This window comes from Caulobacter sp. 73W (assembly GCF_041021955.1).
Classification (GTDB): domain Bacteria; phylum Pseudomonadota; class Alphaproteobacteria; order Caulobacterales; family Caulobacteraceae; genus Caulobacter.
The window spans coordinates 3,350,247-3,365,314 of record NZ_CP158375.1; the positions used below are offsets into that span (position 1 = coordinate 3,350,247).

16 protein-coding genes are annotated in these 15,068 nt (G+C 67.6%); 10 read left to right on the forward strand and 6 right to left on the reverse strand.

Annotated elements, in window-relative coordinates:
• Window positions 1-6: 6 nt before the first annotated feature.
• The 7 genes from ABOZ73_RS15970 (at window position 7) to ABOZ73_RS16000 (ending at window position 5,216) form a co-directional block, all read left to right on the forward strand.
• Window positions 7-1,023: a S1/P1 Nuclease gene (locus ABOZ73_RS15970; protein WP_369059110.1), complete on the forward strand. Its 1,017-nt coding sequence runs from the start codon at window positions 7-9 to the stop codon at window positions 1,021-1,023.
• 3 nt (window positions 1,024-1,026) lie between these two features.
• Window positions 1,027-1,473: an NUDIX domain-containing protein gene (locus tag ABOZ73_RS15975; RefSeq protein WP_369059111.1), complete on the forward strand. Its 447-nt coding sequence runs from the start codon at window positions 1,027-1,029 to the stop codon at window positions 1,471-1,473.
• Window positions 1,474-1,532: 59 nt separating this feature from the next.
• Window positions 1,533-2,426, forward strand: coding sequence for a bifunctional methylenetetrahydrofolate dehydrogenase/methenyltetrahydrofolate cyclohydrolase FolD (gene folD, locus ABOZ73_RS15980; RefSeq protein ID WP_369059112.1), 894 nt, complete (start codon window positions 1,533-1,535; stop codon window positions 2,424-2,426).
• A gap of 53 nt (window positions 2,427-2,479) precedes the next feature.
• Window positions 2,480-2,812 carry an MmcQ/YjbR family DNA-binding protein gene (locus ABOZ73_RS15985; RefSeq protein WP_369059113.1) on the forward strand — a complete coding sequence of 111 codons (333 nt, stop codon included), beginning with the start codon at window positions 2,480-2,482 and terminating at the stop codon, window positions 2,810-2,812.
• Window positions 2,809-3,186: a lysozyme inhibitor LprI family protein gene (locus ABOZ73_RS15990; RefSeq protein WP_369059114.1), complete on the forward strand. Its 378-nt coding sequence runs from the start codon at window positions 2,809-2,811 to the stop codon at window positions 3,184-3,186. The genes ABOZ73_RS15985 and ABOZ73_RS15990 overlap by 4 nt, the downstream gene beginning before the upstream one ends.
• A gap of 3 nt (window positions 3,187-3,189) precedes the next feature.
• Window positions 3,190-3,933 carry an exonuclease domain-containing protein gene (locus ABOZ73_RS15995; protein ID WP_369059115.1) on the forward strand — a complete coding sequence of 248 codons (744 nt, stop codon included), beginning with the start codon at window positions 3,190-3,192 and terminating at the stop codon, window positions 3,931-3,933.
• A gap of 380 nt (window positions 3,934-4,313) precedes the next feature.
• The gene (locus ABOZ73_RS16000; RefSeq protein ID WP_369059116.1) at window positions 4,314-5,216 is read left to right on the forward strand and encodes a winged helix-turn-helix transcriptional regulator; all 903 of its coding nucleotides are present in this window, start codon (window positions 4,314-4,316) and stop codon (window positions 5,214-5,216) included.
• A 75-nt stretch (window positions 5,217-5,291) separates the two neighbouring features.
• Here the strand turns inward: ABOZ73_RS16000 and ABOZ73_RS16005 are convergent, their stop codons facing one another.
• Window positions 5,292-8,936: an autotransporter-associated beta strand repeat-containing protein gene (locus tag ABOZ73_RS16005; RefSeq protein WP_369059117.1), complete on the reverse strand. Its 3,645-nt coding sequence runs from the start codon at window positions 8,934-8,936 to the stop codon at window positions 5,292-5,294.
• Between the two features lie 856 nt (window positions 8,937-9,792).
• On the opposite strand from ABOZ73_RS16005, the gene rnk reads away from it, so the two are divergent.
• Together rnk and ABOZ73_RS16015 are read left to right on the forward strand one after the other, a co-directional pair.
• The gene (gene rnk, locus ABOZ73_RS16010; protein WP_369059118.1) at window positions 9,793-10,206 is read left to right on the forward strand and encodes a nucleoside diphosphate kinase regulator; all 414 of its coding nucleotides are present in this window, start codon (window positions 9,793-9,795) and stop codon (window positions 10,204-10,206) included.
• A 168-nt stretch (window positions 10,207-10,374) separates the two neighbouring features.
• Complete coding sequence (locus ABOZ73_RS16015; protein ID WP_369059119.1) at window positions 10,375-10,830, forward strand: DUF4126 domain-containing protein; 456 nt, start codon at window positions 10,375-10,377, stop codon at window positions 10,828-10,830.
• Between the two features lie 22 nt (window positions 10,831-10,852).
• Here ABOZ73_RS16015 and ABOZ73_RS16020 read toward each other — a convergent pair whose 3' ends face one another.
• A complete protein-coding gene (locus tag ABOZ73_RS16020) occupies window positions 10,853-11,014 on the reverse strand; it encodes a hypothetical protein (protein ID WP_369059120.1) in 162 nt (53 codons plus the stop codon).
• Window positions 11,015-11,153: 139 nt separating this feature from the next.
• Here ABOZ73_RS16020 and ABOZ73_RS16025 point away from each other — a divergent pair, with 139 nt between their 5' ends.
• Window positions 11,154-11,396: a type II toxin-antitoxin system Phd/YefM family antitoxin gene (locus ABOZ73_RS16025; RefSeq protein WP_369059121.1), complete on the forward strand. Its 243-nt coding sequence runs from the start codon at window positions 11,154-11,156 to the stop codon at window positions 11,394-11,396.
• Window positions 11,397-11,426: 30 nt separating this feature from the next.
• Here ABOZ73_RS16025 and ABOZ73_RS16030 read toward each other — a convergent pair whose 3' ends face one another.
• Genes ABOZ73_RS16030 through ABOZ73_RS16045 form a run of 4 tightly spaced genes read right to left on the reverse strand, consistent with a single transcriptional unit; the run spans window position 11,427 to window position 14,949 of the window.
• Window positions 11,427-12,071: an ABC-type transport auxiliary lipoprotein family protein gene (locus tag ABOZ73_RS16030; RefSeq protein ID WP_369059122.1), complete on the reverse strand. Its 645-nt coding sequence runs from the start codon at window positions 12,069-12,071 to the stop codon at window positions 11,427-11,429.
• Window positions 12,068-13,006, reverse strand: coding sequence for an MlaD family protein (locus ABOZ73_RS16035; protein WP_369059123.1), 939 nt, complete (start codon window positions 13,004-13,006; stop codon window positions 12,068-12,070). The genes ABOZ73_RS16030 and ABOZ73_RS16035 overlap by 4 nt, the downstream gene beginning before the upstream one ends.
• Before the next feature lie 15 nt (window positions 13,007-13,021).
• Window positions 13,022-13,840, reverse strand: a complete 819-nt coding sequence (locus tag ABOZ73_RS16040) for an ABC transporter ATP-binding protein (protein ID WP_369059124.1) — start codon at window positions 13,838-13,840, stop codon at window positions 13,022-13,024.
• Complete coding sequence (locus tag ABOZ73_RS16045; protein ID WP_369059125.1) at window positions 13,837-14,949, reverse strand: MlaE family lipid ABC transporter permease subunit; 1,113 nt, start codon at window positions 14,947-14,949, stop codon at window positions 13,837-13,839. The genes ABOZ73_RS16040 and ABOZ73_RS16045 overlap by 4 nt, the downstream gene beginning before the upstream one ends.
• Window positions 14,950-15,068: the final 119 nt, after the last annotated feature.

A 15,068-nucleotide genomic window follows, 5' to 3' on the forward strand; every position in this document is an offset into this window, starting at 1 on the left:
ACCGCCATGCGCCGCGTCGCACTCGCCATCGCTCTTTGCCTCGCCGCGGCGGCTCCCGCCGCCCCCGCCTTCGCCTGGGGCGCCTATGGCCACCGGCTGGTGGGCCAGCTGGCGACCCAGGCCCTGCCGGCCGAGGTCCCCGCCTTCTTGCGCACGCCCAAGGCCGTCGACGACATCGGCGAGTTCGCCCGCGAGCTGGACCGCTCCAAGGGGTCGGGCCGCATCCACGACCATGATCGCGACTCCGGTCACTTCGTCGACCTGGACGAGGACGGCAAGGTGTTGGGCGGGCCCAAGTTCACGCCGCTGCCGGGCACCAAGGCCGACTACGAGACCGGTCTGCGGGCCCACGACATCGACATGTGGAAGGCCGGCTATCTGCAGTACTCGCTGATCGACGGTTATCAGCAGCTGGTGAAGGACTTCACCTACTGGCGCATCCTGACCATCGTCGAAAAGCGCGAGAAAAACGCTACTCGCCTAAAATACTACCGCGCCGACCGCGCGCGCCGCGAGGCGCTGCTGATCCGCGACCTGGGCGTTTGGGCTCACTATGTGGGCGACGCCTCTCAGCCGCTGCACGCCTCGATCCACTTCAACGGCTGGGGCGATTACCCCAACCCCAAGGGCTACAGCCAGGAGCGCAGCGTCCACGGCGTGTTCGAGGGCGAGGCGGTCAACGCCAATGTGACCGCCGCTTCGGTCAAGGCGCGCATGAAGCCGTTCAACGACTGCAATTGCCCGGTCGACCAGCGGGTGACCAACTTCCTGACCGAGACGGCCGGCCATGTGGAGCCGCTCTATGTCCTGTGGGGCGACAAGGCGTTCGGCACGGAACCCAACACCCGCGGCGCCGCTTTCCTCAACGACCGCGTCGCCGCCGGCGCTTCGGAACTGCGCGACCTGGTGGTCCTGGCCTGGCGCGAGAGCGCCAACGGCGTGATCGGCTACCGCCCGACCATCTCGGTCAAGCAGGTCGCCCAGGGCGGCGATCCCTGGAAGGACCTCTACGGAAAGGACTGATCCATGCTGCAGTTCGGCGATCCCAAGCCTGGCCTGACCTATGCGGACAGGCCGGCGGCCTTCGGGATCGTGGAACGGGACGGCAAGGTCGGACTGGTGGAGGTCGCCCGCGACGGCGGCCGTCACTGGGACCTGCCCGGCGGAGCGGTCGATCCGGGGGAGGACGAGGCCAAGGCCCTGGTCCGCGAGTTCGGCGAGGAGGCGGGCCTGAAGGTCAGTCTGGGCGCCCGGGTGATCAATGTCGCCCAGCGCTTCTTGAAGGACCCCAAGACGCCCGTGAACAATCGCGGCGGCGTCTATGAGGTGACGGTCGTGGCCGAGGCCCCGCAACTTAAGATCGAGGAGGACCACACCCTGGTCTGGCTCGATCCGCATGAGGCCCTGACCAGGCTTCGACACGAGGCGCATGCGACGGCCCTGCTGTTCTGGCTGCGCCGCCGCGCCGCCTGAGCGGTTGCCTATTGGCCGGCGAGCGACTAGGCGGTGGCGCGACAGTTGGAGAGCGCCCCATGGCTGAAGCGACCATCATCGACGGCAAGGCCTTCGCGGCCGATCTGCGCGGGCGCATCGCCGAGGAAGTCGCCGCGCTCAAGGCCGACCACGGGATCACGCCGGGCCTGGCCGTGGTGCTGGTCGGCGAGGATGCGGCCAGCCAGATCTATGTGCGCAACAAGGGCGAACAGACCGAAGCCGCCGGCATGCACTCGGTCACCCACCGCCTGCCGGCCGATGTGAGCGAACCCGACCTGATGCGCCTGGTCGCGCAACTGAACGACGATCCGGCCATCCACGGCATCCTCGTGCAGTTTCCGGTGCCGGCCCATCTGAGCCAGGACCGCATCGTGGCCGCCATCAGCCCCGACAAGGATGTTGACGGCCTCAACGTCATCAACGCCGGGCGCCTGGCCAGCGGCCTGCCGGCCCTGACGCCCTGCACGCCGCTGGGCTGCATGATGCTGCTGAAGGACAAGCTGGGCGACCTGAAGGGCAAGCGCGCCGTGGTCATCGGCCGCTCGAACCTCATGGGCAAGCCCATGGCCCAGATGCTGCTGGCGGCCGACTGCACGGTGACCATCGCCCATTCGCGCACCGCCGACCTGCCGGCCGTCTGCCGCGAGGCCGACATCGTGGTCGCCGCCGTGGGCCGGGCCGAGATGGTCAAGGCCGACTGGCTGAAGCCCGGAGCCGCCGTCATCGACGTGGGCATCAACCGCGTCCCGGCCCGGGATCCGCAAGCCGCCGCCGCGGGCAAAACCCGCGTGGTGGGCGACGTGGCCTTCGAGGAAGCAAAGGCCGTGGCCGGCTATATCACGCCGGTTCCGGGCGGGGTGGGGCCGATGACCATCGCCTGCCTGCTGCAGAACACCGTGACCGCCGCGCGCCGCTTGAACGGCCTGGGCTAGTCCTTCGCCCGCCGGCTGCTAACCTGCCGTCCTGAACGGCGAAGGGTCGAGCCATGGCGGTGACGGCGGAACGAGCGCGCAAATTGGCCCTGGCCCTGGACGGCGCCAGCGAGGCGCCGCACTTCCATCGCGTGGCGTTCAAGACGCCGCGCAAGACCTTCGCCACGCTGGATGCGGCGGCGCCCGACATCAATCTGATGTTCGATCCCGATCATCGCGACTTTTGGTGCGAGCAGGCGCCCGACGCCTTCGCGCCGGTCCCCGGCGGATGGGGCCGGATGGGCGCCACGCGTTGCGATCTCGATGTGGTGGACGAGCCGACCCTGACCGCCGCCCTCAAGGCCGCCCATCTTTTGGCGCAACCCAAGCCCAAGAGGAGCAAATGATAGCCCTGTTGCTGACCCTGGCCCTTGGGGCCGCCGAGATCGACGCCAAGGCGCGGTACTCTCCCGCCCTGGACGCCTGCCTGAAGAGCGGCGACGCCGCCAACGGCGTCAGCGTGGCGATGGCCACCTGTTTCAATTACGAGCTGACCCGCCAGGACGCGCGCCTGAACGCCGCCTACAAGGTCGCCATGGCCAAGCGGTCGGCCGTCGCCCAGAAGACCCTGCGCGCCGCCCAGCGCGCCTGGATCAAGCGCCGCGACGCCGAGTGCCAGGAGAACCTGACCGGCGGGACCATCGACATGGTCGAGCGCTCAAGCTGCCATCTGGAGCTGACCACGATCCGCGCCGTCGAGCTGGAGCGGATGGGGCGCTAATCGATGTCCCGCGTCCGCGTCATCGACCTGGAGACCGCCGGGACCGGGTCGCAGGATGTGTGCGAGATCGGCTGGCAGGACGTCGTGCTGCACGACGACGGCCTGTGGCGGGTGGACCAGGAGCGCGGCGCGCGGTTCGTCAATCCAGGCCGCCCGATCTCGCCCGAGACCATGGCGGTGCATCATATCCTCGACGCCCAAGTGGTCGACGCGCCGTTCTGGAAGGACGCGGCGCCGCCGGTGCTGCGACCACGGGGCGGCATGGCGGCGCTGGCCGCGCACCGGGCGGCGTTCGAGCAGCGCTATTGCACGCCGCGCCTTACCGGCGGGGCGCCCTGGATCTGCACCTGGAAGTGCGCCCTTCGCCTGTGGCCACATCTGACGGGCTTCTCCAACCAGATGCTGCGATACCAGCGGATGCCCGAGGGGCTGGATCACCAGACCGGCCTGCCGGCCCACCGGGCCATGCCGGACGCCTATGTCACAGCCCATCACCTGCGCGACCAGCTGAACGCAGCGTCGCTTGAGCAACTGCTGGCCTGGAGCGCCGAGCCAGGCTTGCTGCCGCGCGTGCCCAGCGGACCGCGGCGGGGGCGGGCGTGGCGCGAACTGGAGGAGCCGGAGCTCAAGGCGTTCGCCCGGGACCGCGACATCAATCTGCGTTTCAGCGCCGAGACCGAACTGCGCCAGCGGGGCGAGATCGCGCCGGAGACGAAGCCGGAAACCCCGCAGAGGGCGCTGCTGTAGCTTCCCCTTGAAAAAGCCCGCGGCCCTTCGCGCCAGCGACGCCGAAACCATCGAAGAGGGCGATCATCTCATTCAACCCGGAGCGTTTCCATGTGCGCCAGCACGCAGGCTCTCCGGCCCGAGGTTGACGGGCCGACCACGGCTGATCTGGAGGGGCTTGGAAGAGTTTCATCCCTTCTGGGGTCTGGGCGGACTGGATCGTCTCGGTCGTGAGGGGACGCATGGGCTTGCATCACCCAATCCTCCTTCGCCTTGCGCGGCGCGCCGTCTTTTTTCGCACGATCCCCGAATGTGCGCCGCAAAGGTCTCATCATGGGTAGTGTCGTGGTGGATGGAAGCGTCGCGACGCATCAAAGTGCGGTCCTTTTCCGTGAGGGCCGATGCCTGCCGACCTGAGAGCCGCCTATGTCGTCCTGGCCTCGATCGCATTCGCGCGGGACTACACCTTCACGCTGCGCGGCGATGAGGAGTTCCTCGACACGTTCATTTTCGGGGCGATCGTCGACGCGAATTTCGGGGCGCTGGATGCCCAGCCGCGGCTGGGCGTCGCCTTTGGCGACGCGGACAGCTATGCGCCTGAAGCCTTGCGACGACCGATCACCACCCACGCCGTGGCCCAATCCCTGTCGATTTCGCCGGAAACGGCCAGGCGGCGGATCAAGCGCCTCGTGCAGGACGGCAAGGTGCGGGTCGGCCCGAAGGGCCTGATCGCCACTGACGCAGGCATCGCCTCGCCGACCTACAAGTCTATTCAGATGGCCAACTACGATCGCACCGCCGCCTTTTACCGTTTGATGCGCATGCTGGGCGCCGCGCCCGCACCGAGCGCCGAGCCCGCTGCTGGCGAGGCGCCCCTTGTCCGCGTCGTTGGCCGAGCCACGTCCGAGTACACGCTTCGACGTGTGCAGGACCTGATGGACATCTGCGGAGGTGTCCTGGGCCTCGCCTGCATCGGTGAAACCATCGTGTGCAATCTGCGAGACATCGACGGGCCAGGGCTTGTCAACTGGATCGAAACGCGCGGCGCGACGGGTCGACCGGTTTCGACCCGCGAAGTGGCGCGCGGCGCAAAGCTGCCTTACGAGACGGTCCGGCGTCAGATCGACGGCCTGAGCAAGAAGGGGCTGATCCGCAAGGACCGGACAGGCGTCGTGGCTGTCTGCCCTGACACGATGATCCCAACCGTGATCGAGGCGATCCAGTCCAACGCGATCGATCTTCGCCGGCTGTTTAACCGACTTGATCGCGCGGGCGTCCTGTCGACCTGGATCGAGAAGGCCTGACGCGTCCGGCGCGGCGCGCCATCGGACGGCGTCTGCGGCGTTTCGCACCTCGTTGTGGACGTTCTGCTCAGACCATCAGCCTCCCAGGTGTTGCCCCCCAACCAGATCGACATGATAGGCGGGAGCGCCTTCGAAGCTTGAGTTGATGAAGTCGCGGGTCGCCTCGTGGTAACGGCCGACCCTCCCTTCCAGGCCAGCCTGCATGATGTATCCGATCATGGCCGCCTTGCCGCCAAGGTCGGAGCCGGCGAAGGCGTCGAAATAGCCCTCCTGGCTAGCAATCCATGCGAGCGCCGCGCCGACATCGATCCCAGCCGCACGCGCATCATCGAGGCCGATCACCATGTCGTAGGCCAGGCGCACGGCCGCCGCGAAATCCAAGGCGCCGAACTTGGCCTCGAAGGCGGCGCGGCCTTCGCCCTGCACGCCGAGATTGACCGCGAAGTTGATGAAGCGGTTCACTTCGTTGAAGCGGGCGTAATAGGGATCGGTCAGGTCGTTGGCGTTGGAGGCGCTATCGATAAGCCAGCCCATGCCGCTCATGGTCGGCGTGCGGCCGGTGAAGAACTGGTAGGCCTGCAGCGCCACGCCAGAAGTCGGCGCTGAGATATCCGTCACACCCTCGATCAGACCGTCTCGGTCGATGATCCCCGCTTCGAACTGGGCGATCAGGCGCGCCAGCCGCATGGCGGCCTCGAAGGCAGGGTTGGGCGCAACCGTGCCGTCGGCCAAGGTGATGTTGCTGGCCTGGGCCTTGGGAGAGTTTGAGGCGAAGCCCGCCGCGGCGGCGAAGAGCTCGCGGATCTGTGGCGCGGTGAACTCAGGTTGCGGCTCCGGCCCGGTTTCGGGCCCTTGCTCGGGCTCGGGAGCCGGCGCCGCGGCTGAGCGCAAGGTGATGTCGTTGCCGTCGCCGCCCCGATAGCTGATCCGAAAATCAGTCTCGTCGATCTCGACGACAGCGCCCTCCGCGAGACCCTCAAAGGTCCCGTTCACCGCGTCGGTCCCATCATTGTCGATGAGGAGGATCGTCTGGTCCGGGCTTGCGGCGAAGCCGGACAGGACGAAGTGGCGAAGTATCCCGCCGTCCAGAGAGACCGATCCTGTCACGTCCAGGCGTCGGGCGGCCGTTGTTCCAGTTCCGCCCAACCCGAACGACAGGGACCCGTCGCCGAGGCTCAGGTCGCCGATTTCAAGCGCGCCCGCGCCGTACTCGACGGCCAAGAAGCCGCCGCCTTGCACGCTTACGGCGCCGCTGATCTTACCGTCGCCCGTCAAGGTGGCTCCCGAAGCGACCGTGATCGACGAGGCGTGCTTGCCGCCTATGGAAAGCGTGCCGGCCTGGACGACGGTGGGACCCGTGAACGTATTGTCGCCTTCCAGGCGCAGGGCGCCAGCGCCAGCCTTGGTCAGGCTTCCGGTTCCGGAGATGACGCCGCTCTCGGTGACTCCCAGGGCGCCGAACCGAACGTCATCGGACCGGTCGAAGACCAGGCGTGCGTTGTTGAGCACGTTGCCCCGGATCATCCCGAAGGCGCCGCCGGCTCCGATGCGAACCGTGCCGCCCTCGATGACCGTTCCAGAGGCGCCGGCGTCCTCGGGGGCGCCATAGGCGCTTGTTCCGGCATTGTCGCCGGTCAGGGTAAGGACGCCCGTCCCAATCTTGATCAGGCGCCCAGACGGCTCGATGAGCTGACCGGAAAAGGTCGTGGAGCTGTCGTCGCCTCCAACGGTCAGGTCGCTGGCGGTCAGGAACTGCACCATTCCTCCACCCGCGAGACTTCCCACGGTTTCGTCGCGGTGAAGGAACAGACGCCCGCTCGTGTCGATGGTCAGAGCGCTGGTATCGCCGATGGCGTCGCCGTTTCTCGACACCAGGATGCCGACTTCGATGGTGGTTGCGCCGGTATGGACGCTGTCCCCGGCGATTTCGAGGTTGTTCGGCGCGCGAATGATCAGATGGCCCGATCCGCTGATCTGGCCGTTGATCGTGTTGGTGGAGCCGGCACTGCCAAGCACGCCTTCCCCTTCGACCTTGATGTCGTTGCCGATCGCGATGCCGCCCTGGAGGTCCAGCATCGCGGACAGTTCGATCGATGCCGTCCCAAGGGCCGTGGCGGCTCGGGCGGCGACCACGCCATCGGTGATGCGCAGCTCTCCGGCATAGGTGTTGGCGCCGCTCAAGATCAGCGTGCCGGCTCCTTCCTTCACGATCGTCGCGCTGCCGCTGACGGCTCCGGAGAGCATAAGATTGCTGTCGCCCAGCGCATCGATGGTTATCGCGTCGATGAACGCGACAGCGTTCGACAGCGAGACGTTCTTGCCCGCTTCGGTCGCCAAGGTGCTTTGATCAAGGGTCAGCGTTCCGGCGCCGGCGGCCCCATCGGCGGTCACGAGCAAGGTTGAGCCGTCGGCGATTTTCAGCCCGCCCAGAAAGGTGTTGCTGTGGCTCAGGGTCAGCTTGCCGCCCCCGGTCTTCAGCAAGGACCCAGCCCCGGTGATCGCGCCGCTGACGATGTCGTCGGCGGCGCCCGCCACCGCGACGCGCCCTTCAAGCTGCAAGGTCCCCGCGACGTTCACAGAACCGACCGCCGTCCCCGCGGCGATGAACGTCGCTCCGCCCCGGATCGTCACCTTGGTGGACATGCTCAAGGCGTCGCTTCCGGTGCGCAGGGCGCCTTGGATGATCAGAATGTCGCCGGTGAAGTCGCCGCCCTCCTTAAGAAAAAGCTCGCCGCCGCCCGCCTTCGTCAGCCGACCCGATCCGCTTAGGCGTCCCCCCAAGGTCAGGACGCTGAAATTGTCGAACAACCCGCCGTCCGGGCGAATGATGACCTCGTTCAGAAGCTCGGCAGCGCCAAAGGTCGTCAGCTTGCCAGCGTCCAGAACGATGTCTCCGCTGCCTTGCGAGCCGGCCTCCATGCGGACCTCTCCCCCGGCGATGGTTAGCCCGCCCGCGAAATCGTTCCGCGCTCGAAGCGACAGGGTGTGGCCGGTTTGCACTTCGAGGCCGCCTGACCCCGTCACCAGTCCAAGGAAAGTGCTTGATCCCGACCCTTTGAAGGTGAGGTCTCCGTTAAGTTCGAGGACACCTTGGTAGCCGCCGTTGAGAGCGCCGATCGTCTCGGCGTCTTCAATGATCAGTCGACCGTTGGCCACCAGGTCGATTGCGGCTCCGTCGGCGATTGCTTCGCCGCCAGTCAGGCGCAGAACGCCTTCCACGGACGTGCGTCCCGTGAGGCTGTTGCGGCCGGAAAGCGTGGCCTCGGACGAGACGTAAAACGTGCCGGCTCCGCTTATGTCGCCGCTCATCGTCAACGCGCTTGCGGCGCTGATCCAAAGGCCGCCGCGCCTGATATCGAAATCCGCGTCGGTGGCGCCCGAGAAAGTGAGGGCAAGGACGTCAAGTTCCGACGTGACCGGTCCGTCCAGTGTCACCCCGGGCCTGAGTTCGACCATCTTGCCGCTGAGATGCAGCGGCCCGTCGAGATGAAGCGCCTCGAACGCAAGCGTCACTCCAACTATAGCCGCCGGGAGCGTGATGCTAAGGTTGGGTGCGCCGCTTCCGTTCAGAGTGAGGCCATAGTCGACCCACCCAGTCGCCCACTCCAACCGACTGCCTGAAGGCAGGGAAAACAAAATGATGTCGTCCTGCTCATCGCGTCCGGCCTCAATGGCGGTGGAGGCGAGCGAGCCCGGCCCCAGCGGATTGGCATTGGTCACTCTGTAAATCGCCATCTGAAGCTAACCTCGGTAGAGCGCGAGCGTGCAGCCGCGAGGCAGGGGCGCCCCGCGTGCTGACGCCGCTGTTTTAAAGAAAGCCCGATCGCCCCGGGCGGTAGTCGCTTGGGCTGGATGCTCGAGACAAAGCAATGCGATGCGGCATCAACTTGGACACCTGCTGCAGATTTATTCCGTTAGTCGAAGCTGCGCCAATCTATGAATGATCATCTTTGCTGATCTTGCCGTCGTCTTTCGCCTGATGCTTTTGACTATCATGGCCCGGCGGAAGCGGTGTGCGAAGCGTTGCTCATTTTGGGGCGTCGCCTAGGCTCAGGCGCCCTCGCGTGCGCTGGGCGGGCCACCGGCGGCATCTTCGTCGACCTTGCGCCACGCACGGCCCATTCCTGAGCGGCCGCGCCATGTCCGCCAAGTGCGGCGACGAGAGCGGTCAGACCACCCAACGATCGAGCCGGCTTGTCGAATGAATCGAGGCGGGCGCGTCGAGCATGGGGTGCGTTCGCGCGGGATCGTCGCCATGAACCCAAAGTCGCCAAACGCTTTGAGCGTGGCGCGCGTGCGACGAGGTCGGCTCGGCGATGCGTTCGGCGAGGCGGGGTTTGAACCGCCCGCGGCGGCTGCCGACGCCGCATCGGATCAATCCGCACGGTTTGACAAACAGACCAGCCCCGCCCACCCTTGGCGTCATGTGCTCACGTCCGGCATTTCGGCGGTTCTTTCATCACGGCGGGAGCCTTCAGGCAGGCTCCTAGCCCCGGATGCGCGCAGCCGCGCGACGTCCGGGGATGATCGCCTGACCGCCGGCGCCGCCGGCCCCTCCCGATTGAACGAGCACATCATGCAACGCCTCGAGGCCGCCCGCGCGCGGCCGCCCATCGTCCTCGCCGAGAGCGAGGCCGACCGCCTGACCCTGCTGGCCCAGCAGACCCTTCCCGCCGGCGGCGCCCAGCTTCTCCTGCAGGAGATCGAACGCGCCGCCATCGTCTCCGACGACGCGCTGCCCGCGGATGTCGTGCGCATGCACGCCGTCGTCGAGTTCGTGGACGAGGGCCGCGACCAGCGCCGCACCGTGGTGCTGGTCTATCCGCGCGAGGCCGACATCGCCGCCGGCAAGGTGTCGATCACCTCGCCCGTCGGGGCGGGCCTGATCGGCCTGTCGACGGGCCAGGAGATCTCGTGGCCCGACCGCGACGGACGGGAGCGTCCGCTGCGAATCCTCCGCGTCCGGGCGCCGGAGCGGCTGGCCTTCTGAGTGCGCCTTTCGTCCGCCTGCCTCTCCCGTCAAGGCGGAGGGACGGACACGGAGTGTCCTGGGCTTCGTTCTGATCCCTCCCCCACGCGTGGGGGAGGGATTGGCGAGGCGACGGACCCAACCTCATGCCTCGCCCGTTGGGATTCAGACCCCAACCGCGAGGCTCCCATGATCCGCTCCATCCTCATCGGCCTGGCGACCGGCCAGCGGTCGCTTACTCCCATCGCCGTGGTGGCGCACGCCGCGCGGCGGGGGCGGGCGGCGCCTTTGCCGCTGCTGTCCAATCCCATCGTGGCGACGGGGCTGGCCGGCCTGGCGGCGGCGGAGATGGGCGGAGACAAGATGAAGTCCGCGCCGGACCGCATCGTGCCGATCGGCATGGCGGTGCGGCTGATCACCGGGGCCTTCGCCGGGGCGGCGGTGGCGCGGCAGGGGCATCGCCGGTCAGGAGCGGCCCTGGGCGCGGCGGCGGCGGTGATCGGGGCCTATGTGGGCTTTGACCTGCGGATGCGGGCCCTGCGCCGCTATGGCCAGACGCCGAGCGGCCTGGTGGAGGACGCCCTGACCCTGGCCTCGGCGCTGGCCGTGACCGGCGGCGGCCGGCGGGCGGCCCCGGCGCGGTGAGCCGGGGCGCCGAAACGAAGCGCTAGAACAGGCCCGCGCGCTGGGCGATGACCACGGCGGCGGCGATGAGAATCAGGGCTTGGATGATCTGGTTGAACGGCGAGGGCAAGGGCAGCTTCTGCACGGCCCAGGCGATGAGCGCGGCGACGACCAGGACGATGATGGCGAAGATCAGAAGTGACATGGAAGAGCCTCGTTAGGCGGCTGCGCCGCGGTGTGAGGCTTAAGCGTGCGCGAAGCTTAAGTGTTCCCAATCACCGCCCAGGGTTCGACGAGATGGCCTTGTGCCTGTACCGTCCGACGGGACTGGGGCCTGAGCCTTCATGAAGACGATCGACATCGACGAGGCCAGAGCCAACTTCGAAGCGCTGATCGCGGCGACGGCGGCAAGTGGCGAAGGCTTCGTTCTCACCCGTAACGGGGTGGCGATCGCCCGTGTGCTACCCATAACGACCAAGGTGGCGGCCCCCGCCACGCGCATTGGCTTCATGAAGGGCAAGCTCGGGATTTCGTGTGACACGAACCCTTCCCTGGACGACGAAGTTCGCGCGCTGTTCGAAGGCTAGCGGCCGGCGTTTTGCATCCGGCCCCGCGCCTTACTTCGCCCGCTTACCCTGCGTGTTGGTCCAGGCGACGATGTCGGCCAGCACTTTCGCCGTCGCCTGGTCGTAGGCGGCGACGATGGGGCCCTGGCGGTTGTCGGCGGCGCGGACGGTGGCGCTGAACATGCGGTCGTCCAGCAAGGTGCGGTCGGCGGTCTTCAGCAGCACGCCGCGCACCGAGACGGTGACGGCGGGCGGGGCCTTCTCCCCGTTATCGTAGCGCGCCTCGAAGGTGCGCACGTCCAGCCGCATGGCCATGTCGGCCGACTGGCGCTCGCCCCGGGCGATCAGGCGGGCGGCGCCGGGATTGGCGTCGAAGGCCTTCTGCACGGCCTCGTCCCACAGGACGATGGCGGGGGCGATCCAGCGGGCTTCGGCCACATACGCCGCCTCGCCGCCGGGGGAGATGGTCAGGATCTGGTCGCCGGCGGCCGGGCGGGTGAAGCTGCTGGGCGGCTTGAGCACCCCAATCACATCGCCCGCATTGCCGGCTGGCGCGTCGGCCGCCGGCGTATCGCCGAAGCGGTACATCTGGGCCGGGTCCGATTTCGGAAACAGCGAGATGCAGCCGCCCAGGCCAAGCGGCAGGGCGAGGGCGGCGGTCAGCGCCAGGGCCCTGAAGGTGCGCGAGGGGGTCACGGCTTGATCTCCACTTCCTTGGCGGGCGACTTGCTGACGAGTGTGCGCGGGTTCTGCTCCACCCGGCCGACCAGGCGGTCGAGGGATTCGGCGGCGTCCTGCAGGGTGACGATGGCGCTGGTCAGCTGGGGCAGGCCCTGGCGGGCGAACTCGCTGGTCGGCTGCTTCAGCTCGTTGACCATGCCGCGCACGTCCTTGGCGGCCAGCGAGATCTCGTTGGCGGCGCTGCTCAGCTCGCGCAGGGTCTTGCGGCCGTCGCCGTCCACCAGGCTGTTGGTGTTCTCGATCAGTTTCTGGGCCGACTGGACCGAGGCGTCGATGGATTGCAGGGCCTTTTGCGCGTCGGCGATGATCGCCTTGCGCTCGCGCAGCTCGGCGGTCACGGCCTGGACGTCGTCGAGGCTGGCGCTGAAGGTCTTGATGTTGTCGTCGGACAGGACGCGGTTGACGCGGTCCAGGGCCTCGATGGTGCGGGTCAGCACCGTGCCGCCGCCTTCCAGCAGGTCGGAAAGGGCGCTGCGCTGGGTGCGCAGGACCGGAATCTGGTTGTCGGGCACCGTGTCCTTGAGCAGCGGGTTGGTCGGCTGACCGGCGGTGATCTGGACGTAGTTCACGCCCGTGATGCCTTGCGGCTCCAGCGTGGCGTAGCTGTCGGTGCGGATCGGCACGTCGGAGGTGACGCGGGCGCGGGCGATGACGCGGTTGGGGTCGCGCTTGTCCAGGCCGATCTCGGTGACCTCGCCGACCTTGATGCCGTTGAAGTGGACCTCGCCGCCCTCGGACAGGCCGCGCACGGGGCCGATGAACAGGATGTCGTACTGGTCGTACTCGCGGTTGAACTGCAGCCGCGCCAGCCAGACGACGAAGACCACCAGGCCCACGAACAGGGCCAGGGAGATGATCCCGACGAGACCGTAGTTGGCGTTTCTCTCCATCGTACTCGTCTTTCCCTAGCCCGCCTGACGGGCCGTTTGCGCCGCGCGTCCGCGCTTGCCCAGGAAATACTCCTGGATCCACGGATGATCGGAACGCTCAAGTTTCGAGATCGGCGCCGCGGCCACGACCTTCTTGTCGGCGATGACGGCGACGCGGTCGGTGATGGCGTAGAGGCTGTCCAGATCGTGGGTGATCATGAACACCGTCAGGTCCAGGCTGTCGGACAGGTCCTTGATCAGCTCGTCGAAGGCCGCCGCGCCGATGGGGTCCAGGCCCGCCGTCGGCTCGTCCAGGAACAAAAGCTCGGGGTCCATGGCCAGGGCGCGGGCCAGGCCGGCGCGCTTGCGCATGCCGCCCGACAGCTCGGCGGGCTTCAGGGCGCCGGCGCGGGCCGGCAGGCCGGCCAAGGCGATCTTCAGGTCGGCCAGTTGCTCGACTTCGGCCTTGGGAAGGTCGGTGTGCTCGTAGAGCGGCGCGGCGACGTTCTCGCGCACCGTCAGGTTCGAGAACAGGGCGCCCTGCTGGAAGAGCACGCCCCACTTGCGTTCGATGGCGCTCCACCGGCGGCGCGAGGCGCGCTGGGTGTCCTGGCCGAACAGCTTGACCTCGCCGCCGTCGGGTTGCTTGAGGCCGATGATGGTGTTGAGCAGCACCGACTTGCCCGCGCCCGAGCCGCCGACGACGCCCAGCACCTCGCCCCGACGGACGGTCAGGTCCAGGTTCTCGTGGATGACGTTGTCGCCGAAGCGCGAGACCAAGCCCTTGATCTGGACCGGCGGCGCCTTTTCGTCGAGCAGCTCGTCGTCGCTCAGGTGCTGTTCGTCGGAACTCATATGGCGAGCTCCATGTAGATAAGCGCGAAGATCGCGTCGATCAGGATGATCGAGAAGATCGCGTGCACCACCGCCGCCGTCACCCGCCGACCCAGGCTTTCTACGTCGTTGCCGACCTCCAGCCCCTGGCGGCAGCCGATGCAGGCGATGACCGCGGCCATGACGGGCGCCTTGGACAGGCCGACCCAGAAATGCGTGGCGCCGACATTGTCGACGATGCGCTGGAAGAAGAAGCCGGGCGACAGGTCCAGCACGCTCCAGGTGACCAGCACACCGCCGGCCAGGCCCGCCAAGGTGGCCACGAAGGTCAAAAGCGGGATCATGATCAGCAGCGCCAGGAAGCGCGGCAGGACCAGGGCCTCGAACGGATCGACGCCGAGGATCTGCATGGCGTCGATCTCCTGCTGCATCTTCATCGAGCCGATCTCGGCGGCGAAGGCGGAGGCGGAGCGGCCAGCCAGCAGCACGGCGGTGATGATGATGTTGAATTCGCGCAGGACGGCGATGCCGATCAACTCGACGGCGAACACCTGGGCCCCGAACTGGGTCAGCATGTTGGCGCCAAGCAAGCCGACGACGGCGCCGATGAAGAAGGTGGTGGTGGCCACGATGGGGATGGCGTCCAGCCCCGCGCGCTCGGCCATGGAAACGATGGCCGCCCAGCGGATCCGCCGCGGATTGGCGAAGCTGCGGACGATGGCCATCATCAGATGGCCGATGAAGCCCATGGTCTCCCAGAACTCGTGGCCGAGGTTGAACACCCCCCGGCCCAGGCGCTCGACCAGATCGGAGGTGCCGCGACGCTTCGACGTCGGCGTCGGCTCGGCCTTGACCGCGTTGTCGACCAGGGTCAGCAGGCGGCGGGTCTCGGGCCGCGAGACGATCTTCTTCTTCTCGACGTCGCAGCCGGCGCGGATGACCGCATAGGCGCCGGCCGTGTCGAAGCGGCCGATCTGGCGCAGGTCGAAGACGGCCGCGTCATTGCCCGACACCGCCTGCGACAGGCGGGCAGGGGCGTCCTCCAGGGTCGTGGCCGTCCAGTCGCCCGTCAGCACGGCGGTCGCGCCCTGCTCGGTCGTCTCGACGTGGAAGTCGGCGTTGGTTTCCATCAGCCCCAGAACTCGCAAGCCCCATACGGGACAACCCGCACAAGCCTGCCATACCTATGCAGGTTCCGAACGTCTTTAAAGCTCAGGTTGTTCCGGAAGCTGGGGAGAACGCCTCGCCG